Below are 21,910 nucleotides of genomic sequence, written 5' to 3'. Positions count from 1 at the left end.
TGGCACGGTTTATGCTTAGCTCGGGCGGATCTTTTTTGTAGTCTGTCTCTGAGGACATAACATGAACCGCTTTGTGATTGCGGATCCCCGACTGTGCATCGGGTGCAATACCTGCATGGCCGCCTGCGCGCAAGAGCACGAGGCGCAAGGTCTCCAGGCACAACCGCGCCTGACGCTGGTCAAGACCAGCCATGAGTCGGCGCCCCAGATGTGTCACCACTGCGAAGATGCACCCTGCGCCCTGGTTTGCCCGGTTAACGCCATTACCCACCAAGACGGCGCCGTTCAGCTCAATGAAAGCCTGTGCGTCGGCTGCAAGCTGTGCGGTATCGCCTGCCCCTTCGGCGCCATCACCTTGGCCGGCAGCAAACCGTTGCATATTCCGGCTAACAGCAACTCGCCCCTGGCCCCCCCGGCGCCACCGGCGCACCTCAGCGTTGGCCCCTTCTTAGATTGGTATCCCGGCATCCGCAGCATCGCGGTGAAGTGCGACCTGTGCCAGTTTAGCGAGGCAGGCCCCGCCTGTGTTCGCGCCTGTCCGACCCACGCCATCATGTTGGTGGATGAGCGCCGCCTGGAGGCTGCCAGCGCCGCCAAACGTCTACACGTTCTCGATGCCCAACGCGCCGATCTGCTGGCGCTCGCAAGCCTATCCGGGGGAAATGACGCCCAATGAGTATTCTGCAACTGTTTAATCTGATGCTGGCACTGTATCTGATCAGCGCCGTCATCGCGCTGGCACTCGGCGGCCTTGGCCGTTGCGCCGCACGCCTCGCCGCCACGGGCGGGATCCTGGCGGGCCTATGCGGCAGCGTTGCCGCCGCCTCGCTGCTGCTGCAGGCGTCACCGCTCTCTCCCAGCACGCTGTTATTCGGCAGCGTCCCATTACTGTTCAGTCCACTAAACAGCCTAATGCTGCTGCTCACCTCGTTACTGAGCCTGCTCTGCGCCCTGTACGCCTTCGGTACGACGCCGCACGCCGGCGGAAAGGCCGCCTGCCACGCTGGGTTGATGAATCTGCTCAGCGCCGCCATCAGCCTGCTGGTGGTATGTAACGACGCCCCAACCTTTATGGTGATGTTGGAGCTGATGAGCCTGAGCGCGGCGCTGCTGGTCTGGCTGGGGGGCAACGCCAAGGCGCGCCGCGCCGCCGGACTCTATTGGCTGATGTCTCGCCTCGGCTCTCTGGCGCTGCTGCTCTGCTTCTGGCTACTGTGGCGCGCCAGTGGCACCCTGGTATTGAGCGAGTTCCATCTGGCGCTCCTTAGCCACGGTCAACAAGCGGCGATCCTGCTGCTCGGGCTGCTCGGCTTCGGCATCGTCACCGGCCTGGTGCCGCTGCACGGCTGGATCCCCGAGCTACACGCTAACGCCCCGGCACCGGCGGCGGCGCTGTTTGCCAGCGTGATGCTCAAGATCGGCCTGTTCGGTCTCCTCAAGCTCAGCATCGACTGGCTCGGTGTCCCACCGCTGTGGTGGGGACTGCTGCTGCTGATCGTCGGCGCCGTCACCGCGTTCATCGGGGGGTTGTATGCCCTGGCTGAGCACGACCTGCGCCGCCTGCTGGCCTATCACACCATCGAAAACAGCGGCATCATCCTGCTCGGCCTAGCGGCCTGCGTCATCGGTTTCAGCCTAGGTAACCCACTGCTGGCCGTCATGGGCCTGCTCGCCGGGCTATTCCATCTGATCAACCACACCCTGTTTAAGGGCGGGTTATTCTTCGGTGCCGGCGCCGTGATGCATGCCACCGGATTACACGACATCGATAAGATGGGGGGACTGCTGCGCCGCATGCCGCTGACCGGTCTACTGATGTTATTGGCCCTGATGTCGATGGCGGCCCTGCCGCCGCTCAACGGCTTCGTCAGCGAATGGTACACCTACCAGTCCCTGTTCAGTCTGAGCCAGCAAAGCCCTGGGGCGTTGCGGCTGCTGGCCCCGCTGGCCATGATTGCCCTGGCGATCACCGGAGCGTTGGCGGTGATGTGCGTGGCGAAGATCTTCGCCATGACCTTCCTCGGCGCGGCGCGTAGCGAGGCGGCCGCCAATCCGGGCCGCACGCCCTGGAGCCTGTTACTGCCCGCGCTACTGCTCAGCCTGGCCTGTGTGCTGTTCGGTATCGGCGCACCGTGGATCGTCCCCGCGCTGCTACACCTCTGCGCCAACACGCTGCAACTGGTGATGGGTAACGACGCGCTGACCATGGGCGCCATCATGTCGCCGGGCAGCAGCAACATGACCCTGCTGTCACCACCGCTGATCGCCCTGCTGTTGCTGGCCTTCCCACTGCTACCTCTGCTGCTGAGCGCCCTGTATCGCAGCAGCCGCCTGCCGGCGCGCCGCCACGGCGACGCCTGGACCTGCGGCTACGGCCACGAGCCGGGCATGGTGGTCACTGCTGGCGGTTTCGCCCAGCCACTGCGTGTCCTGTTTGCCCCGCTGTTCACCCTACGTCGCCTCTGCAACCCGGCGCCGCTATGCGGCGGACTGCTGAGCGAGGGCGCCCTGCGTGTCTACCCGGTACTGGCGCTGTGCGAAATGGCGCTGCTGCTAGTCGCCGTGTTCTCCTGAGGAGATGATGATGAGTTCACTTTCCATTCTGCTGCTGGCGCTGTTCCAGGCGCTGATCCTGCTGGCGTTGGCACCGCTAGCCTGCGGCATCTCGCGGGTATTGCGCGCGCGGATGCACAGTCGACGTGGCCCCGGCCTCCTGCAAGAGTACCGGGACATCGGCAAACTGCTGCGCCGCCAGAACATCGCGCCACACTGTAGCGGAGCCCTGTTCCAGATGATGCCATACGTCATGGTCGGCACCATGCTGACCATCGCCAGTGCCCTGCCGTTGGTGACTCGCAGCACCCCGCTGCCAGCGTTGGGCGATGTCATCACCCTGGTCTATCTGTTCGCCGTCACCCGCTTCTTCTTCATCCTGGCGGGATTGGATACCGGTAGCCCGTTTAGCGCCATCGGTGCCAGCCGCGAGTCGCTGCTCGGCATCCTGGTCGAACCGATCCTGATGTTGGCGTTGTGGGTCACCGCGCTGCTGGCGGGCTCCAGCAATCTGGGGCTGATGGGCGATTATGTCCGTGACTGGTCGCAACACGCCTCGCTGGCACTGGCCTTGGCGCTATTGGCCTGTGCCTTCGCCACCTTCATCGAGATGGGCAAGTTGCCCTTCGATCTGGCCGAAGCCGAGCAGGAGCTCCAAGAGGGGCCGCTGACCGAATACGCGGGCCCAGGACTGGGCATCCTCAAGCTGGGCATCGGCCTGAAACAGCTGGTGGTCTTGCAACTGTTCATCGCTGTGTTCTTCCCCTGGGGGCAGAGCGCCACCCTGAGTGCTGGCGCCCTGCTGCTGGCGACAGTGATCGCACTGGTGAAGTTGCTCGTCGGCATCGTCATCGTCGCCCTGCTGGAAAACAGCATGGCCCGGCTACGCTTCCTGAAGACCGGCTACACCACCTGGGCCGGCTTCGGCCTGGCGCTACTGGCCTTCTTCTCTTGGCTGATCGCGTGAGGTGAACCATGACATTCCCTATTTCGGCGATCCGTTTCTCCTTTTTTGCCCTAACTCAGAAGGCCGCAAAGTAAAATGACTCAACACATCGGACAACACTACATTGCGGCGCTGCGCCAGCAGTTCCCCCACGCCATCCTCGACGAGAGCTGGCAGACCGCGACGCAGGCCACCATCACGGTGAAGACCGGCATGCTGCCGGAGGTGGTCGAATACCTGTACTACCAGCAAGGCGGCTGGCTCTCGGTCCTGTTCGGCAACGACGAGCGCCCGCTGTGCGGCAGCTATGCGGTCTACTATGTCTTGTCGATGGAGCAAGGCACCAAGTGCTGGATCACCGTCAAGGCGCTGGTCGACGCCAACACGCGCGAATACCCCTCCGTCACCCCGCGTGTCCCCGCCGCCGTCTGGGGCGAGCGCGAGGTGCGCGACATGTATGGGCTGATCGCCGTCGGCCTGCCGGATGAGCGCCGTCTGGTGCTGCCGGACGATTGGCCGGACGATCTCTATCCGCTGCGTAAGGATGCCATGGACTATCGCCAGCGTCCGGCGCCGACCACCGACCAGGAGACCTACCCCTTCGTTAACGAGAGCGGCAGCGGCAAGATCGTCCCCATCGGCCCACTACACATCACCTCCGACGAACCGGGCCACTTCCGGCTATTCGTCGATGGCGAAGACATTGTCGATGCCGACTACCGCCTGTTCTATGTCCATCGCGGCATGGAGAAGCTGGCGGAGACCCGCATGGGCTACAACGAAGTCACCTTCCTCTCCGATCGCGTTTGCGGCATCTGCGGCTTCGCTCACAGCACCGCCTACACCAGCTCGGTGGAGAATGCGTTAGGCATCGAGGTACCGTTGCGCGCCAAGGCCATCCGCTCGATCCTGTTGGAGGTGGAGCGGTTGCACAGTCACCTGCTCAACCTGGGACTCTCTTGCCACTTCGTCGGTTTCGACGCCGGCTTCATGCAATTCTTCCGCGTACGCGAGAAGTCGATGAAGATGGCGGAGATCCTCACCGGCGCGCGCAAAACCTACGGTCTGAACCTGATTGGCGGCATCCGCCGCGACATGCTGAAAGCGGATATGATCGCCACGCGCCAGCTGGCCGCCGAGATGCGCGCCGAGGTGAAGGCGCTGATCGACATCCTGTTCAGTACCCCCAACATCGAGCAACGCACCGTCGGCATCGGCCGCCTCGACCCGCAGATCGCGCGCGACTTCAGTAACGTCGGCCCGATGGTACGCGCCAGCGGCCACGCACGCGACACCCGTGCCGACCACCCGTTCGCCGGGTACGATCTGCTGCCGATGACGGTGCACAGCGAACAGGGCTGTGACGTCATCTCACGCGTCAAGGTGCGCATCAACGAGGTGTTCACCGCCCTCAATATGATCGAATTCGGCCTGGATAATCTGCCGGGCGGCCCACTGGCCGTCGAAGGCTTCAACTATGTGCCGCACCGTTTCGCCCTGGGCTTCACCGAGGCGCCGCGCGGCGACGACATCCACTGGTCGATGACCGGCGACAACCAAAAGCTGTACCGCTGGCGCTGTCGGGCGGCGACCTACGCCAACTGGCCGACCCTGCGCTACATGCTACGCGGCAACACCGTGTCCGATGCTCCGTTGATCATCGGCAGCCTCGACCCCTGCTACTCCTGTACCGACCGCGTCACCCTGGTGGACGTCAACCGCCGCAAGTCGGTGACCGTTCCCTACAAGGAGATCGAGCGCTACGGACTGGAACGCAAGGATTCACCGCTGAAGTGATCGCCGGAGACCCGAGACCATGTTGAAACTACTCAAAACTGCCCTACGGCATCGCCACGCCACCGTCGCCTACCCGGCACGGCCGCTGGATGTCGATCCCAACTTTCGCGGCAAGCCGCAATATGACGCCCGCCAGTGCATCGCCTGCGGCGCCTGCACCGCCGCCTGTCCGGCCAACGCCTTGACCATGGAGAACGACGTCGCCAACGGGCTGCGCCGCTGGTCGCTCAACCTGGGACGCTGCATCTTCTGCGCCCGCTGTGAGGAGGTCTGCCCCACCGCCGCCATCGTGCTCTCGCCGGAGTTTGAACTGGCGGTGTGGCGCAAGGAGGATCTACAACAACGCGCCGACTTCGCCATCTGCCATTGTGTCGAGTGCGGTGCCCCCTACGCCGCCCAGAAGGAGATCGACTACGCCATGGCCCTGCTGGTGCAAGCGGGTCAACTCAGCGCCGAACAGGCCGAGGCGCGCCGCGCTCAGTTCGAAACCTGTCCGGCCTGTAAGCAGAAACACAACACCATTCCGACGACACGCATTACCCTGAGTCGTCACCTGATGCCGGAGGCGTCACAATGAGCCACATCCTCACGACCCCGTCCGCACAAGGTCATCTAATCGGTCCGCGCGACGCCAACGGCCAACCCATCCCGATCACCCTGGATGAGCAGGCCGCTCGCCTGAAGCAGACCCTGCTGAAGGACATCCGCCGCTCCGCCTACGTCTACCGCGTCGACTGCGGCGGCTGCAACGGCTGCGAAATCGAGATCTTCGCCGCCATCTCGCCGCTGTTCGATGCCGAGCGCTTCGGTATCAAAGTGGTCGCCTCGCCACGCCACGCCGACATCCTGCTGTTTACCGGTGCCGTCACCCGTGCGATGCGCGTCCCGGCGCTACGCGCCTACCAATCGGCCCCCGATCCCAAGATCGTGATCTCATACGGTGCCTGCGGCTGTAGCGGCGGCATCTTCCACGATCTCTACTGCGTCTGGGGCGGCACCGACAAGATCGTGCCGGTGGATGTCTATATCCCTGGTTGCCCGCCAACGCCAGCGGCGACGCTGTATGGCTTCGCCGTGGCGCTCGGCTTGCTGGATCAAAAACTCAAGGCGGAGCACCACCCACAAGGCGAAGACGAGCAGGCCGCCATCCTGCATCCGGCGATCCCGCAACCCCTGCGCGTGTTGATCGACCGTGAGGCACGGCGCATGTCCGGCTACCGTTATGGCCGCCAGCTGGCCGACAAATTCATGACCCTGCTGGCCAGCCGCGATGCGCTGAGCGTGGAGGAGCGCCTGGCGCGCTTCCTCGCCGACGAGAATGATCCGCGCTTAAACGAGGTGATGGGCCGTCTGTTGCAGGTATGCAACCAGGCCGCCCCCAACGGAGGCATACGATGAACGATCGCGCCGCCGCCTACTTCCCCGATCCGACGGTGGTGTTCCACATCCTCAACGCCAAGTTTATTCAACAGGCCGAAGAGGAAGCGGCGACACCGCCGGCGGCCCGTGAGGTGATCTACTACAGCCTGGCCATCGGCCACCACCTGGGGGTGATCGACTGCCTGAAGCCCTGTCTCTCCCTGCCCCTGAGCGACTATCGCGACTGGATCGGTCAGTTGGAGGAGGGGGAGGCACGACGTAAGCTGGCGGGGCTGCTACGCTTCGGCGAGATCACCATCGACAGTAGCCACACCCATCTGCTGGCCTGTGCCCTGGATCGGGCGCGGCCGACGATGACCGCCCAGCAGCAGGCGTGGAGTCACGCGCTGATCGACACCCTGCGGCTGATTGAGAATGAACCGACAATCTATCTGATGGTGAAACGACACAATGGCTGACAATCTTATCCTGTGTGTAGGCAACAGCATGATGGGCGACGACGGCGCCGGTCCGCTGCTGGCCGAGAAGCTATGCGGGCACCCGATCCCCGGTTGGCGTGTCATCGACGGCGGCAGTAGTCCCGAGAGCTACGCCCACCAGATCCGAGAACTGCGTCCAGACAAACTGCTGATCGTCGATGCGACAGAGATGGGATTGGAGCCGGGCGAGATGCGCATCATCGACGAGCGCGACATCGCCGAGCTGTTTATCGTCACCACCCATAATCTGCCGCTGAGCTACCTGATAGCCCAGCTGCGCGAGGATGTCGCCGACATCACCTTTATCGGTATCCAACCGGCCATCGTCGCCTTCTATGCGCCGATGATGCAGCCGGTCAAGGAGGCGGTCGAGGCGTTGTATCAGCGCCTACACCATTGGCAGGAGGATGGCGGCATCCCTCGTCTGGCCGTGCCGGACGACGAGGTCATGCGCTGAGTCACGCGACGACGGGATCGACACTTTTGTCGAGTCCGTCGGCACTTTGATGCGGATCATCACGGGCTTCCCCCACCTGCCTTTATAGTTCAGGCAATTAAGCCACTCGGCTTGATGGGAAAACCTGGCACGCATCATGCATATATAAACGGGAGAGCGCGGCGGAGAGGTCATGACGCCGTCCGTCACCGGGCGGGGCAGCAACGCGATGCGCCCCGGCTCTCTGTAGCATCGTTACATCGGATGGGCCATAAGCCGCCGGTGATCATAATAATAGGAGCAATGTTGATGAAAAAAGTCATCACGGTCTGCCCTTATTGCGCCTCAGGTTGCAAAATCAACCTGGTGGTGGATAACGGCAGGATCATTCGCGCCGAAGGGGCGAATGGCGTGACGAACCAGGGTGAGCTGTGCCTGAAAGGGTATTACGGCTGGGATTTTATCCACGACACCAAGATCCTGACGCCTCGCCTGAAGTCACCGATGATCCGTCGCGAGCGCGGCGGCAAACTGGAAGCGGTTTCCTGGGACGAGGCGATCGCCTTCGCCAGCTCCCGACTGCTGGCGGTCAAAGAGAAGTATGGTCCCGATGCCATCATGACCACCGGTTCATCGCGCGGTCCCGGCAACGAAGCCAACTACGTGATGCAAAAGTTTGCCCGTGCGGCGATCGGTACTAACAATATCGACTGTTGCGCACGCGTCTGACACGGCCCTTCGGTTGCAGGTCTGCAGCGATCGGTCGGTAACGGCGCCATGAGCAACTCCATCGTCGAAATTGAAGATACCGACTGTATTTTTGTCTTCGGCTACAATGCCGCGGACTCTCACCCCATCGTCGCGCGCCGTATCATCAAGGCGAAGGCGAAAGGGGCAAAAATCATTGTCTGCGATCCGCGGCGCATCGAGACCGCGCGCATCGCCGATATTCACGTGCCGCTGAAAAACGGCTCCAATATCGCGTTCCTGAACGCCATGGCGCAGGTGATCATCGCCGAAAACCTGCATGACCGGGCCTTCATCGAGCAGCATACGGAAGCGTTCGAGACCTTCCGCGATCTGGTCGCCACCTATACCCCGGAGTCGGTGGAAGAGACCACCGGCATCAGCGCACAGATGATCCGCGAGACGGCGCGCATGTACGCCAAGGCGCCGACCGCCACCATCCTGTGGGGAATGGGTGTGACCCAATTCTACCAAGGGGTGGAGACCGTCCGTACCCTGACCAGCATCGCGTTGCTGACCAGCAACCTGGGCAAGCCTTACGTCGGTGTCGGCCCGGTACGCGGCCAGAACAACGTGCAGGGGGCCTGTGACATGGGCGCACTGCCCAACACCTTCCCCGGCTACCAGTACGTTAACCAGCCGGAGGTGTTGGAGAAATTCGCCAAGGCCTGGGGCGTCGAGAAACTGAACGATAAGATCGGTTATGCCCTGAGCGAGGTGCCGCACAACATCGAGCACGGTCTGCTGAAGGCGCACTATGTGATGGGCGAAGATCCGCTGCAAACCGAACCGGATCTGGCCACCATTCGCCGCACCTTCGAACAGCTCGATCTGTTGATCGTACAAGATATCTTCATGACCAAGACCGCGGCCATCGCCGACGTGATCTTCCCGGCCACCAGCTGGGGCGAGCATGAAGGGGTCTATACCTCGGCGGATCGCGGCTTCCAGCGTTTCTATAAGGCGGTAGAGCCCGAGGGTGACGTGAAGCGTGACTGGGAGATCATCAGCCTGATGTCAACGGCGATGGGCTACCCGATGCACTACCACAACACCCAGGAGATTTGGGACGAGCTGCGCGAGCTGTGCCCGATCTACTATGGTGCCACGTACGAGAAGATGGCGGATCTGGCCTATGTCCAGTGGCCGTGCCCGACCCTGGATAGCCCCGGCACGCAATATCTGTATCAGGGCGGTAAGTTCGATACGCCGAATGGCAAAGGCCAGTTCTTCACCTGCGAATGGCGTCCGCCGATCGATCGCGTCAGCGACGACTATCCGCTGGTGCTGGCGACGGTACGTGAAGTCGGCCATTACTCCTGCCGCTCCATGACCGGTAACTGTAAGGCGCTGGCCGCGCTGGCCGACGAACCGGGCTACGTTCAGATCAACACCGCAGACGCCAAGACCTTCGGCATCCGCGATCAAGATCTGGTGTGGATCCGCTCACGCCAAGGCAAGGTCATCAGCCGGGCGTCCGTCAGCGAGCGCGCCAACCGCGGGGCGGTCTACATGACCTACCAATGGTGGATCGGCGCCTGTAACGAACTGGTCGCCGAGAACTTGAGTCCGATCACCAAGACGCCGGAATACAAGTACTGCGCCGTCACCCTGGAAGCCATCGCCGATCAAGCGGCGGCGGAAGCCTATGTGGTGCGCGAGTACGACAGCATTAAGCGTCATCTACGCGAAAGCGCAGAGGGTTGACGGGCCGACGGCTCTCAAAACAATAACGCGCCTTTAAATGGCTTATCAACGGGGTACGCGGTGCCGTATCAAACTAACACACCGCGTATCACTTTTGATAATCCCCCCGACGGTGAGGGTCTATGCCCCCCGTCGGCACGATACGGCGCGACACTATAACGATATCGGGAGTAATTGAATGAATCGGTTTGTCATTGCGGATCCCAAGAAATGCATCGGCTGCCGTACCTGCGAAATCGCCTGCGTCATGGCCCATCGGGAAGAGAGCGAGCTGCATAACCTCAGCCGCGACAACTTCACGCCACGCATTCACGTCATCAAGGGAGACAACATCAGCACGGCGATTCTCTGCCGCCAGTGCGAAGATGCCCCCTGTGCCAATGTCTGCCCCAATGGCGCCATCAGCCGTCAACAGGACTTTATCTGCGTTGACCAGGAGAAATGCATCGGTTGTAAGACCTGCGTGGTCGCCTGCCCCTACGGCACCATGGAGGTGGTCACCACGGCGGTGACGCAACGCTATGGCAGCCAAGGGTGCCTCAGCGGCAGCAAGGCCGAGGCCAATAAGTGCGATCTGTGCCACCACCGCGCCAACGGTCCAGCCTGCGTAGAGGCCTGCCCGACCGAGGCGCTGCGCCTGATCGACCGCAATGCCATGCAGGCGCTGATCCAAGAGCGCCGCCAACGCGCCGCCTTCGATAATCTCGGCGATCTGCTGTAATCGCCGCCTCCCCCGCCGCGCGCCGCGTTGCGCGGGGGCGTTCGTCTGGACGGCTCGCCCGCCACGAAAGCGAGAACTATCCCTCAGATATGACATGCCGCATTGCGTCCCCCGCGGCCCATTTGCGACAATTTATTCACCGTTCGCTTTATTTAACGCGGCGCGATTTGCGTGTAGGCTGCCTGGTTATACGGTAGGGTGCCGCCACCATCGCAAGACCGTCGTCCTCAGCGCGTAGGGCGTAACGCCGCGCTTCCCGCTTATATAGCAACATCGCCAGCCCCGCGGCGCGCTGGCTCGGAGTTATTTTTTTGGAACACAACGCCATCGCACTACGGATAAAAGGAAAGGTTCAGGGCGTCGGTTTTCGCCCCTATGTCTGGCAGATAGCCCACGAGATGGGGCTACATGGCGAGGTCAGCAACGATGCCGGCGGCGTCTGGCTGGTGGTGCGGCTACCGCTGGATCTCGCGGCGCTCTGCCAACGGCTGTATGCCGACTGCCCGCCGCTGGCACGCATCGATAGCATCGAGCCCCAACCTTGGCCGACCTGCCCCGCCGACGGTTTTCGCATCGTCGAAAGTCGCCAGGGAGCCATGGACACCCAGATCGTGCCCGATGCCGCCACCTGCCCGCACTGCCTGGCGGAGATGCGCGATCCGCGCAATCGACGCCATGGCTACCCCTTTATCAATTGCACCCACTGTGGCCCACGCTTCACCATCATCCGCCGCATGCCCTACGATCGGCCCAACACCGCCATGGCCGACTTTCCACTCTGCCCGCGTTGCGCGCGCGAATATGGCGATCCCGCCGATCGCCGCTTTCACGCCCAGCCGACCGCCTGTGCCCTGTGTGGTCCAACGCTGTGGTCCTGTGAGGCGGGCGGGCAGGCGCGGCGCGACGGTGAGGAGGCCTGGCAGGCCGTCTGCCAGGTACTGGAGAGCGGAGGTATCGTCGCCATCAAGGGATTAGGCGGATTTCACCTCGCCTGCGACGCCAGCGATGCCGCCGCCATCGCCCGCCTACGTACCCGTAAGCAGCGCCCGGCGAAGCCGCTGGCCCTGATGTTGCCGGGAATCGACTGGCTGGCACGCTACTGCCGCACCACGCCGGAGGCGGGACTCGTGGCCCTGTTGAACAGCCCCGCGGCGCCCATCGTCCTGATCCCCGCCTCCGACGCGGTACCGACCGGGGTCGCTCCCGGCCTGGATGAAGTCGGCGTGATGCTGCCCAGCACCCCGCTGCACCATCTGCTGCTGGCACGCCTCGGCCGCCCGCTGGTGATGACCTCCGGCAATGCCAGTGGTCAACCGCCGGCATTGAGCAACGACCAGGCGTTGAGCGATCTGGAGGGCATCGCCGATCTGTGGCTGATGCATAACCGCGACATCGTACAACGCGCCGACGATTCGTTGCTGCGCTACCATCCCGACGGCAGCGAAATGCTACGCCGGGCACGCGGCTATGTGCCGGATACGCTCGATCTCCCCGAGGCCTTTCAGCGGTTGCCCGATGTGGCCGCCGTCGGCGGCGATCTGAAAAATACCTTCTGCCTGCTACACAAGGGGCGCGCCCTACTCAGCCAACACCTCGGTGATTTGGGGGAGGCGCGTATCCAGCAGCAGATGCGCCAAACTTGGCAACTGCTACAACAGATCTACCAATTCACCCCGCAGGCCATCGCCTGCGACCGTCATCCCGGCTATCACAGCCGCCGCCTGGCACAGCAGTTGGCCGAGCAACAGGCGCTGCCGTTGATTGCGGTGCAACATCATCACGCTCATCTGGTCGCCTGCATGGCCGAGCATGGCATCACCCCGCAGCAGACTCCGCTGATCGGCCTGGCACTGGACGGTATCGGTTACGGCGAGGAGGGCGAGTTCTGGGGCGGCGAGTGTCTCCGCGTCGACTACCGTGATTATCACCGGCTGGGTGGGCTGCCGGCGGTGGCGCTGCCCGGTGGAGATCTGGCCGCGCGCCAGCCCTGGCGTAACCTACTGGCACAACTGCTGCGTTTCCTCCCCGATTGGCAACGCTACCCGGAGACACACGCCCTCCAGCAGAAGAACTGGCCCCTGCTGGCTAAGGCGATCGAACGGGGACTCAACTGCCCGCCCGCCTCCTCCTGTGGCCGTCTGTTCGACGCGGCGGCGGCGGCGTTAGGCATCTGCCACGAGGCGATCAGCTTCGAGGGTGAGGCGGCCTGCCGCCTGGAGGCACAAGCCTGGCAGGCCTGGCCGCAAGCGACCCCCATCACCCTGCGATTGACCCCTCAAGGCGAGTTGGCGATGGGGGACTTCTGGCACGATTGGCTCAGCTGGCAAGCCCCGCTCCCGCTGCGCGCGCTGGCCTTCCACCGCGCACTGGCCGATGGCCTGGCGGCGCTGCTGCGTCACCATGCCGCGCGGGAAGGGTGCCAAACGCTGGTATTGTCCGGCGGGGTGCTGCACAATCGACTGCTGCGCCAACTGTTGCAGGAGCGCCTGGCGGACTACCGCCTGCTACTCCCCCAACGCCTCCCCGCCGGTGACGGTGCATTGGCGCTCGGCCAGGCGATCATCGCCGCTTATCGCCAAAATGATGCGATCTCCGCCGCTGATGCGCCATCCGGCGAAGAGGAATCGGTGAACTGATGACGCGCATCAAAGTTCAGCCGCCCGCTTTCCCCGAGGATAGGCCGGCACAACAAAAGAAGAACGATCATGCATGAATTATCCCTTTGCCAAAGCGCATTTGACATTATCGAACGCCAGGCGCGCGCCAGCGACGCCCAGCGCGTCACCGCGGTCTGGCTGGACATCGGCGCGCTCTCCTGCATCGAGGAGAGCGCCTTAACCTTCTGTTTTGACATCGTCTGTCGCGGTACGCTAGCCGAGGGCTGCGCGCTGCATATCAACACCATCCCGGCGCAAGCCTGGTGCTGGAGTTGCAGCCAGCCCATCACGGTGACCAGCCATGATGCCGGTTGCCCGCACTGCCAGAGCCATAACCTGCGCGTCGATGACGGCGATAGCATGCAAATCAAACAGATTGAGATTGAGTAACCTTAACGCTCAGGAGACCCCTTATGTGTACCACCTGCGGCTGTGCAGCCGGCGAACTGCATATTGAAGGCGACGAACACCATCACGCCCACGCTCACGACGGGCACGCGCATCGCCATGGTCACCACCATGGTCATCATCATGAGCATGACCATCATCACGACCATGAGGGGCAAGCGTCCGCGCGCGTCGTCAACGTCCACCACCACTACCACCATAATGGTGATGTGCATCACCACTACCACTATGTGTTCGCTACGCCAGAACAGGCGCAGGCGCACGAACACACACATGAACATGAACACGCGCATGAACATGCTCACGATCACGCGCATACACACGCCCATAGCCACGAGCACGAGCACGAGCACGAGCACGAGCACGAGCACAATAGCGCATTCGTTCCGCATCAACACCACGACGATCTGCACTATGGCCACGGCGAGGCGGGCGCACACGCCCCCGGCATCAGCCAGCGCCGCATGGTGCAGATCGAGCAGGATGTGCTGAGCAAAAACAATACGCTGGCCGAGCATAACCGCGAGCACTTCACTCAGCAGCACATTGCGGCCCTCAACCTGGTCTCCAGCCCGGGATCCGGTAAGACCACACTGCTGACCGAAACCCTGAAACGCATCGCCGATCGTATTCCTTGCGCGGTGATCGAGGGGGATCAACAAACCACCAACGATGCCGAGCGTATCCGCGCCACCGGCGTCAGCGCTATCCAGGTCAACACCGGCAAAGGGTGTCATCTGGATGCACAGATGGTGCATGACGCCATGCATCGCCTGGATCTGCCGGATCACAGCCTGCTGTTTATCGAAAACGTCGGCAACCTGGTGTGCCCGGCCAGCTTCGATCTGGGCGAGCGCCACAAAGTCGCGGTGCTGTCCGTCACCGAAGGTGAAGACAAGCCGCTGAAATATCCGCATATGTTTGCCGCATCCAGCCTGATGATCATCAACAAGATCGATCTGCTGCCCTATCTGCAATTCGATGTCGAGGCCTGCATCGCCAATGCGCGCCGCATCAACCCGCAGATCCAGGTGATCCAACTGTCCGCCAGCCGTGGCGACGGGATGGAGGCTTGGTTGGCTTGGCTGGAAACCACGCTGGGAGAGAATCAATAATGTGTCTGGGAATACCGGGAAAAGTGGTCGCCGTGGGCGACGATATCCATCAGCTGGCGCAAGTCGATGTCTGCGGCGTCAAGCGCGAAGTCAACATCGCGCTGGTGTGTGAAGGGGCGCCGAGCGATCTGCTTGACCAGTGGGTACTGGTGCATGTCGGCTTCGCCATGAGCATACTGGACGAGCAAGAGGCCCAGGATACTCTGGAGGCCTTACAGGCGATGGAAGCGGTTGAGGCCGACGTGGCGCATTTCATGCGCGGCGGCGCCGGCGCGGCACGCAGCGGGGAGTGATCGATGCAGTTTGTTGATGAATTCCGCGATCCCCAACTGGCCGAGGCGCTGTTAGCGCGGATCCGCCAGCGCGCCGCCGACCTACCGGCCGACTGCCGCCTACCCTTACAAATCATGGAGGTGTGCGGTGGCCATACACACGCCATCTTCAAGTTTGGCCTCGACCAGCTGCTACCGCCGGAAATCGAGTTTGTCCATGGCCCGGGTTGCCCGGTCTGTGTGCTGCCGATGGGGCGTATCGATCAATGCGTCGAGATTGCCCGCCGTCCCGGCGTGGTGTTCTGTACCTTCGGCGACGCCATGCGTGTCCCGGGACGCAACGGCTCCCTGCTAGACGCCAAGCGCCAAGGTGCGGACGTCCGCATCGTGTACTCGCCGCTCGACGCCCTGACGCTGGCGCAACAGCTACCTGACCGTGAGGTGGTCTTCTTCGGCCTCGGCTTCGAAACCACCATGCCCAGCACCGCGGTCACCCTGCAGCAGGCGCGTCGCCAGGGCGTCAATAACTTCAGCGTATTCTGCCAACACATCACCATCACCCCCACCCTGCGCAGCCTGTTGCAACAGCCCGATGTCCGCATCGACGGCTTTATCGCACCGGGGCACGTCAGCATGGTGATCGGCGCCCACCCCTACGCCTTCATCTGCGACGAGTTCCACAAGCCGTTGGTGATCACCGGCTTCGAGCCGCTGGATATTCTGCAATCGTTGGACATGTTGCTGGCGCAGCTGTGCGAGGGACGCTGTGAGGTAGAGAACCAATATCGCCGCATCGTCCCCGATAGCGGCAATACCCTGGCGCAGCAGGCGTTAGACGAGGTCTTCGTCACCCGTGAGCGCAGCGAATGGCGCGGCCTGGGTGAGATCGAACACTCCGGGGTCGCCCTGAGTCCGGCCTACGCCGCGTTCGATGCCGAGCGGCGTTTCCAACCGCAGAGCCAGCACGTCGCCGATGATCCACAGGCACGTTGCGGCGATGTCCTGACCGGGCGCTGCAAACCGGCGGATTGCCCGCTGTTTGGCGCTCGTTGTAACCCACAGAATGCCTTTGGCGCACTGATGGTCTCTTCGGAAGGGGCCTGTGCGGCGTTCTACCAATATCGTCGAGGAATGGAGCAATAACCGTGAGTAGTAAATGGTCTGAAGACGATGTGATTACCATGGCGCACGGTAGCGGCGGCCTGGCAATGCAACAATTGCTGGAGAGCCTGTTTCTGCCGTTGTTTGATAATCCGGCGCTCAATGCGCGCGAAGACCAGGCGCGACTGCCGCTGTGTAGTTTTAACCAGCAGGGTGACCGCTTGGCCTTTACCACCGACAGCTATGTGATCGATCCGCTCTTCTTCCCCGGCGGTAACATCGGCAAGCTGGCCGTCTGCGGCACCGCCAATGACCTGGCGGTCAGCGGCGCTCATCCCAAATACCTCTCCTGCGGCTTCATCCTGGAAGAGGGGCTGCCACTGCGCGATCTGGAACAGATCGTACAGAGCATGGCGCAAACCGCCCGTGAGGCGGGCATCCAGATCGTCACTGGCGACACCAAGGTTGTGCAGCGCGGCGCGGCGGATAAGCTCTTCATCAACACCGCCGGGATCGGCGCCATTCCTGCGGATATCCGTTGGGCCGCCAGCGAGATCCAGCCTGGCGATCGTCTGATCGTGAGCGGCACGCTGGGGGATCACGGCGCCACCATCCTCAACCTGCGGGAAAAGCTGGGACTGGAAGCGCAACTCTCCAGCGACTGTGCCGTCCTGGCGCCGCTGATCGCCCCGCTGCGTAACATCCCTGGGGTACGCGCCCTACGCGATGCGACGCGCGGTGGGGTGACCGCCATCCTGCACGAGTTTGCCCAAGCCAGCGGCTGCGGCATGGATGTCAACGAGAAGAGCCTGCCGGTGAAGGATGCGGTACGTGGCATCTGTGAACTGCTCGGCCTGGAGCCGCTCAACTTCGCCAACGAAGGCAAGCTGGTGCTGGCCGTCGCACCGGAGGCGGAACAGGCGGTATTGGATTGCCTGCACGCGCACCCGTTAGGCGTCGATGCGGCCACCATCGGGGTCGCCACCGATCGGCGTCAGGTGCGTCTGGTCGGCCTGTTCGGCGCCGCACGCCTGCTCGATCTGCCACACAGCGAACCGCTGCCGCGCATCTGTTGATGCCACGCAGCTTTGGCCGGGTGCACCCGCACCCGGTCGATTTCGCCCACGCCATCGGGCCAGATGGCGGCGATGCGGGAGCCGTAACCGGCCACGCCGGCATCAGTGGGGAAGGCTTCCCCTTAAACGCCGACGGCGGTTCGCATCAGACGCTAGCCGTGGCGCCCCAACGCGCTAACAGCACCTCATTCAATGGGCGGGTATCCTGCATCGCGTGGTACAGGGTGTCATACAGCGACTGGATCTTCTCCAGATAGTGCTCCAGTACCCCATCCCGATCACGGTTGTTGACTCGGCCGTCCAGCATCCCCTCATCATCGAAGCTCGCCCGTCCCAGTTCGACAAAACGCGCCTCATCGCCCGTATCCAGACGCAAACCATATTGGATCGTCTTACTGTAAAACTCGCCCGCCAGACGGATCTCCACCATAAAGTGGTCGAAGACCGTGAAGTTGACGCTGTCGCCATCACCACAGCTGAACTCATGGAAAATCTTCAGCCGGGAAGAGGTGGTCGCCTTAATGAGACTGCTCTTATAGGTCGCCCACTGCGCCATCAGTTTTTCATTTTTATTATGGATAAATAGCGACTTCTCGGTTAGTTCGCTGACCTTCATAGTAAATACTCCACCATACTCCCAAAGATTGTACGCATCGCGATGTGATGCGCCGCACACCAGACGGAGGCATATATCGCTCCCTCTGCGGTAATAAATAAGCAGGATACATGCCAGCTTTAATTATTAATTATTTGTATGATGTTTTACAGAAAATTAGTAACGTTAATAACTAATTTCGGCGAGGATGGCGACTTTATCGCCGAATCTGACTGCGCGCTGACCTGCCACGCTCACGCTGGCAAGCGGCGTCGACATAACTGTCGACGCCGTCAGACAACGCTGACGTCACACGCTGAGATCGTGAACAGAGATCCCCAGACGCTGCATACGTGAGATCAGGGTCGTTCGCTTCACGCCCAGACGCATCGCCGCCCCACGCGGACCGGCGACAATGCCATTGCATTCACGCAACACCTGTAGGATGCGCTCGCGCTCGCTCAACGCCGTGTCCGCCTGCGCGGCGGCTGGCAGGGTCGGCAACGTTTCCAATCCCGCCGGCGCACGGTTGGCCAGCGGAGGCGAGAGGTGATACTGCAATTCGTTCATCGGCAGGGTGAGCACCGGGCCACGGCTAAGGATCACCGCGCGCTCGATAATATTTTCCAACTCACGCACGTTGCCCGGCCAGGGTAACTGGCTCAACATGCGAATGGTCTCCGTCGGAATACTGTCGATGGTGCGATTCATCCGCTTGGCGATCTTGCGGGTGAAGAACTTGACCAACAGTGGGATATCTTGTGGCCGCTCCCGTAACGGTGGGATCACGATGGGAAAGACATTGAGCCGATAGTAGAGATCGCTGCGGTATTGACGATCCTGCACCATCTGCTTGAGATCGCGATTGGTGGCGGCGATCAACCGGACATCGACCGGGATCACCTTGCTGCCGCCTACCCGCTCGATCTCCCGCTCCTGCAATACGCGCAACAGCTTAGGCTGTAGCTCCAGCGGAATGTCCCCCACCTCATCCAGAAACAGGGTGCCATGGTTAGCCAGTTCGAAACGCCCCATACGTTGAGCGCTCGCCCCGGTGAAGGCCCCCTTCTCGTGACCAAACAGATCGCTTTCGAGCAACCCGCTGGGAATGGCGGCACAGTTCATCTTCACCATGCGTTTCTGATTCCGCAGGCTAAGATTGTGGATAGCCTGGGCAATCAACTCCTTGCCGGTCCCTGTCTCCCCCAGAATCAACACGCTACAGTCGCTGGCCGCCACCATCTCCACCTGCTCCAGCACGCTGCGCATCGCCTCACTTTGACCGACGATCTCGCCGAAATCCCCCTCTTGGCGGATGCATTCCGTCAGATAGCGGTTCTCATGCACTAGGCTATCCTTCAGGCGCGAGATCTCGCCGTAGGCCAAGGCATTGTCGACGGCGATGGCGATACGCGCGGCGATCTGGCGCAATAGCTTGAGGTTACGCGGTGTGAAGATCCCCGGTTGGCACTGCGCCAGTTTCAAGACCCCCAACACCTTATTGCCAAAGATCAACGGTAACTGGCAGATGGTGCGATGACCGAAGTTGAGCATCTGGGCCAATTGGCGATCTTGTGGTGCCAGGCGTGCCGAATCGGAGAGATCCATCAACAACATGCTCTTGTCACGGATCACTTGCTGCGCGAGAGAGCCGGCCAACGGCAACAGCTTCTGCTCACGCAGTACCGGCTGGCCCTCTTGGTAACCGGTGATGTAGGAGCGTAGACGATCGTCATGCTGCTCCACCAGCGACAGGCCGATATAGTCGATGCCAAAGAAGCGATGGATCTCTTTCGAGACCTCTGCCGCCAACGCATCCAGCTCCAGTTTGCTGGTCACCGCGTTCGTCACATCGACCAGAATGCGAAAGTGGTCGCGTTCACGCCGCAGCTGCTCCTCTTGCTGCTGAAACTGTTCTCGCTCGAGCAAGCGTTCGAAGATCTGCGCCACCACCTCGGCCAGCGGCGCCGCCAGCGCCAACTCCCCTTCGCTGAAGGCGTCAGCCCCCTCTTTAATCAGTTCGAGGCCGCCCAGGCGTTGTTGCTCCGTGGTCAGCGGCATCTGGCAGTAAGCGCCAATCGCGGCGTACTGTGGCAGCGCGGCCAAGGCGGCGAAATCGTGGCGAAAGGTCGCCCCAGAGCAACAGACTGGGCGTTGTTCGGCCCAGACGCGGCCGCCGGGACCGTCGGCCAGCAGCACATCGCTATCCTGTGTGACGCAATCCCGTTGTGGATCGTAGCGGTACAGGGTGATGCGGTTATGCAGCGGGTCCAGCCGCAGAATGTTGACGCGATCGAAGCGGATCACCGAGAAGGAGAGCTGGTGCAGGGCTCGCATCAGCCCTGGCAAGTTACGCTGGGCCAGTAGACTACGCGTCGCCTGATGCAGCAAATCTTGCCAGACCGGCTCCATACGCGACAAGGAACAGGTTGCTTTATTATTCATAACCAAACCAATTACGCGGTAAGAAGTCAGGCTGCTGAGTCTAGGCGATCCGAGTCCGGCTAAATATGATCTAATTAGTTAAATAAGGTTATTGTTGGGTTATGAAACATAAGGCAACAATTTAATTAAGCGTCAATCCGCTGCATACGGTGTGTTTTATTATAGCTGCTCCAAGGCGAATAATTCCTCCATCCGCTGGCGACGACGGATCAAGGTGACCCCCTGCTCCGTCACCAAGACCTCCGGCAACAATGGCCGGCTGTTGTAATTCGATGACATCGACGCACCGTAGGCCCCCGTGTCATGAAACACCAACCAATCGCCGACTTGCGCCGCCGGTAGGGCGCAGGCGGTAACCGTTCCCCCCTCGCGCTGGGTAAACACATCGCCCGACTCACACAATGGCCCCCCGACGACCGTCTCGATCAGCGGACCACTTAGCGCACGGCCATCCCGCGCTAACAGAGAGATATGATGATGACTGCCATACATCGCCGGACGCATCAAGTCGTTAAACCCCGCATCCGCTAGGACGAAGTGGCGCTGCCCCATCGTCTTCACCGCACGGACCTCAGCCATCAACAGGCCTGACTGGGCGACCAGATAGCGCCCCGGTTCGATCTCCAGACGCACCGGATGCCCCAGATGCGCGGCGATACGCCGCCGCGCAGCGTCCCACAGACCAAAATAGTGCGTCACATCGACCGATTGCTCGTCGGCGCGATAGGGAATACTCAAGCCGCCTCCGGCTGAAATCGCCTGAATGTCGCGCCCCAGGGCAATCGCCTGATTAGCCAGCGTGTCGCACACCCGCGCCAAGTGATCGTAATCCACGCCCGACCCGATATGCATATGCAGCCCGACGAGGCGCAGATCATAGGCATCGATCAGCGCCAAGGCCTGATCCAGATCCTGATGCCAGATACCATGCTTACTGTTCTCGCCACCGGTATTGGTCTTCTGACTATGACCATGCCCGAAACCGGGATTGATGCGCAGCCAGACCGGATGGCCGGGCGCACGCTCCCCCAGTTGACGCAACATGTCGCATGATCCGGCGTTGACCGGGATCGCCAATGCACACACACGATCCAACGTCGCCTCATCGATCACATCGGCGGTAAAGACGATCTCATCCCCCCCCGGCTGGAAACCCGCCAACAAGGCGCGTTCGATCTCTCCTAGCGAGACCGCATCCACTCTGACGCCCGCCTGACGCATCAGACGCAGAATATGGAGATTGGAGCACGCCTTCTGCGCAAAGCGAATGGTATCGAACTGGCGCAGGGTGTCGATCTGGCGCGAGATCACCCCCGCATCGTAGATCCATAGCGGTGTACCGAACTGTGCCGGTAAGGCGCCGAGTAGGGTGTCATTTAAGGCATAACCAGCCTGATTAAGGGGATAAGGCATGACGCGAGGCTCCTGAAGCAGTCGACCATGGGTTATATGTAACAGCCCGCGCGGCGTGGAAA

General features: G+C 61.8%; 19 protein-coding genes. 16 read left to right on the top strand and 3 right to left on the bottom strand.

The genetic code is table 11. The annotated features are described in order from the left end of the window. Window positions 1–61: 61 nt before the first annotated feature. The 16 genes from ACEQFP_RS12105 to hypE all read left to right on the top strand — a co-directional run bounded on the left by ACEQFP_RS12105 (window position 62) and on the right by hypE (window position 17,395). Window positions 62–676, top strand: a complete 615-nt coding sequence (locus tag ACEQFP_RS12105; protein WP_005296409.1) for a 4Fe-4S dicluster domain-containing protein — start codon at window positions 62–64, stop codon at window positions 674–676. After that, the gene (locus ACEQFP_RS12100) at window positions 673–2,574 is read left to right on the top strand and encodes a proton-conducting transporter membrane subunit (protein ID WP_370547215.1); all 1,902 of its coding nucleotides are present in this window, start codon (window positions 673–675) and stop codon (window positions 2,572–2,574) included. The genes ACEQFP_RS12105 and ACEQFP_RS12100 overlap by 4 nt, the downstream gene beginning before the upstream one ends. Before the next feature lie 7 nt (window positions 2,575–2,581). Next, window positions 2,582–3,520, top strand: coding sequence for a respiratory chain complex I subunit 1 family protein (locus tag ACEQFP_RS12095; protein WP_370547540.1), 939 nt, complete (start codon window positions 2,582–2,584; stop codon window positions 3,518–3,520). Between the two features lie 75 nt (window positions 3,521–3,595). Beyond that, window positions 3,596–5,296 carry an NADH-quinone oxidoreductase subunit C gene (locus tag ACEQFP_RS12090; protein ID WP_035598670.1) on the top strand — a complete coding sequence of 567 codons (1,701 nt, stop codon included), beginning with the start codon at window positions 3,596–3,598 and terminating at the stop codon, window positions 5,294–5,296. Window positions 5,297–5,315: 19 nt separating this feature from the next. Next, the gene (locus tag ACEQFP_RS12085; RefSeq protein ID WP_005282001.1) at window positions 5,316–5,873 is read left to right on the top strand and encodes a formate hydrogenlyase complex iron-sulfur subunit; all 558 of its coding nucleotides are present in this window, start codon (window positions 5,316–5,318) and stop codon (window positions 5,871–5,873) included. Beyond that, window positions 5,870–6,694 carry an NADH-quinone oxidoreductase subunit B family protein gene (locus ACEQFP_RS12080; protein WP_005296401.1) on the top strand — a complete coding sequence of 275 codons (825 nt, stop codon included), beginning with the start codon at window positions 5,870–5,872 and terminating at the stop codon, window positions 6,692–6,694. The genes ACEQFP_RS12085 and ACEQFP_RS12080 overlap by 4 nt, the downstream gene beginning before the upstream one ends. Next, a complete protein-coding gene (locus tag ACEQFP_RS12075; protein WP_068870326.1) occupies window positions 6,691–7,134 on the top strand; it encodes a formate hydrogenlyase maturation HycH family protein in 444 nt (147 codons plus the stop codon). Before ACEQFP_RS12080 ends, ACEQFP_RS12075 begins: the two co-directional genes overlap by 4 nt. Continuing rightward, window positions 7,127–7,612, top strand: coding sequence for a hydrogenase maturation peptidase HycI (gene hycI / locus ACEQFP_RS12070; RefSeq protein WP_047059167.1), 486 nt, complete (start codon window positions 7,127–7,129; stop codon window positions 7,610–7,612). Before ACEQFP_RS12075 ends, hycI begins: the two co-directional genes overlap by 8 nt. Window positions 7,613–7,900: 288 nt before the next feature. Then, window positions 7,901–10,045, top strand: a complete 2,145-nt coding sequence (fdhF, locus tag ACEQFP_RS12065) for a formate dehydrogenase subunit alpha (protein ID WP_370547214.1) — start codon at window positions 7,901–7,903, stop codon at window positions 10,043–10,045. Window positions 10,046–10,223: 178 nt separating this feature from the next. Then, the gene (gene hydN / locus ACEQFP_RS12060) at window positions 10,224–10,766 is read left to right on the top strand and encodes an electron transport protein HydN (RefSeq protein ID WP_005296393.1); all 543 of its coding nucleotides are present in this window, start codon (window positions 10,224–10,226) and stop codon (window positions 10,764–10,766) included. Window positions 10,767–11,077: 311 nt separating this feature from the next. Continuing rightward, window positions 11,078–13,402 carry a carbamoyltransferase HypF gene (hypF, locus tag ACEQFP_RS12055; protein WP_005282020.1) on the top strand — a complete coding sequence of 775 codons (2,325 nt, stop codon included), beginning with the start codon at window positions 11,078–11,080 and terminating at the stop codon, window positions 13,400–13,402. Between the two features lie 69 nt (window positions 13,403–13,471). After that, window positions 13,472–13,813 carry a hydrogenase maturation nickel metallochaperone HypA gene (gene hypA / locus ACEQFP_RS12050; protein ID WP_005282024.1) on the top strand — a complete coding sequence of 114 codons (342 nt, stop codon included), beginning with the start codon at window positions 13,472–13,474 and terminating at the stop codon, window positions 13,811–13,813. Between the two features lie 23 nt (window positions 13,814–13,836). Beyond that, entirely contained in the window at window positions 13,837–14,946 is a 1,110-nt protein-coding gene (hypB, locus tag ACEQFP_RS12045; protein WP_370547213.1) for a hydrogenase nickel incorporation protein HypB, read from the top strand. Beyond that, on the top strand, window positions 14,946–15,239 hold the full coding sequence (hybG, locus tag ACEQFP_RS12040) for a hydrogenase maturation factor HybG (RefSeq protein WP_302529063.1): 294 nt from the start codon (window positions 14,946–14,948) through the stop codon (window positions 15,237–15,239). Before hypB ends, hybG begins: the two co-directional genes overlap by 1 nt. Window positions 15,240–15,242: 3 nt before the next feature. Then, window positions 15,243–16,361, top strand: coding sequence for a hydrogenase formation protein HypD (gene hypD, locus ACEQFP_RS12035; protein ID WP_370547212.1), 1,119 nt, complete (start codon window positions 15,243–15,245; stop codon window positions 16,359–16,361). A 38-nt stretch (window positions 16,362–16,399) separates the two neighbouring features. Continuing rightward, the gene (gene hypE, locus ACEQFP_RS12030) at window positions 16,400–17,395 is read left to right on the top strand and encodes a hydrogenase expression/formation protein HypE (protein WP_005282035.1); all 996 of its coding nucleotides are present in this window, start codon (window positions 16,400–16,402) and stop codon (window positions 17,393–17,395) included. Window positions 17,396–17,540: 145 nt separating this feature from the next. Here hypE and hycA read toward each other — a convergent pair whose 3' ends face one another. The 3 genes from hycA to lysA form a co-directional block, all read right to left on the bottom strand. Then, on the bottom strand, window positions 17,541–18,011 hold the full coding sequence (hycA, locus tag ACEQFP_RS12025) for a formate hydrogenlyase regulator HycA (RefSeq protein WP_005282037.1): 471 nt from the start codon (window positions 18,009–18,011) through the stop codon (window positions 17,541–17,543). A gap of 288 nt (window positions 18,012–18,299) precedes the next feature. Then, window positions 18,300–20,435 (bottom strand): formate hydrogenlyase transcriptional activator FlhA, encoded by a 2,136-nt coding sequence (flhA, locus tag ACEQFP_RS12020; protein ID WP_074428717.1) that lies wholly within the window; start codon window positions 20,433–20,435, stop codon window positions 18,300–18,302. A gap of 159 nt (window positions 20,436–20,594) precedes the next feature. Further along, window positions 20,595–21,848, bottom strand: coding sequence for a diaminopimelate decarboxylase (gene lysA / locus ACEQFP_RS12015; RefSeq protein WP_005296384.1), 1,254 nt, complete (start codon window positions 21,846–21,848; stop codon window positions 20,595–20,597). Window positions 21,849–21,910: the final 62 nt, after the last annotated feature.

The organism is Edwardsiella sp. A.80236, assembly GCF_044540725.1.
GTDB lineage: Bacteria > Pseudomonadota > Gammaproteobacteria > Enterobacterales > Enterobacteriaceae > Edwardsiella > Edwardsiella tarda.
The sequence above is the reverse complement of the archived record's forward strand: the minus strand, read 5'-3'. Positions and strand labels throughout refer to the sequence as shown.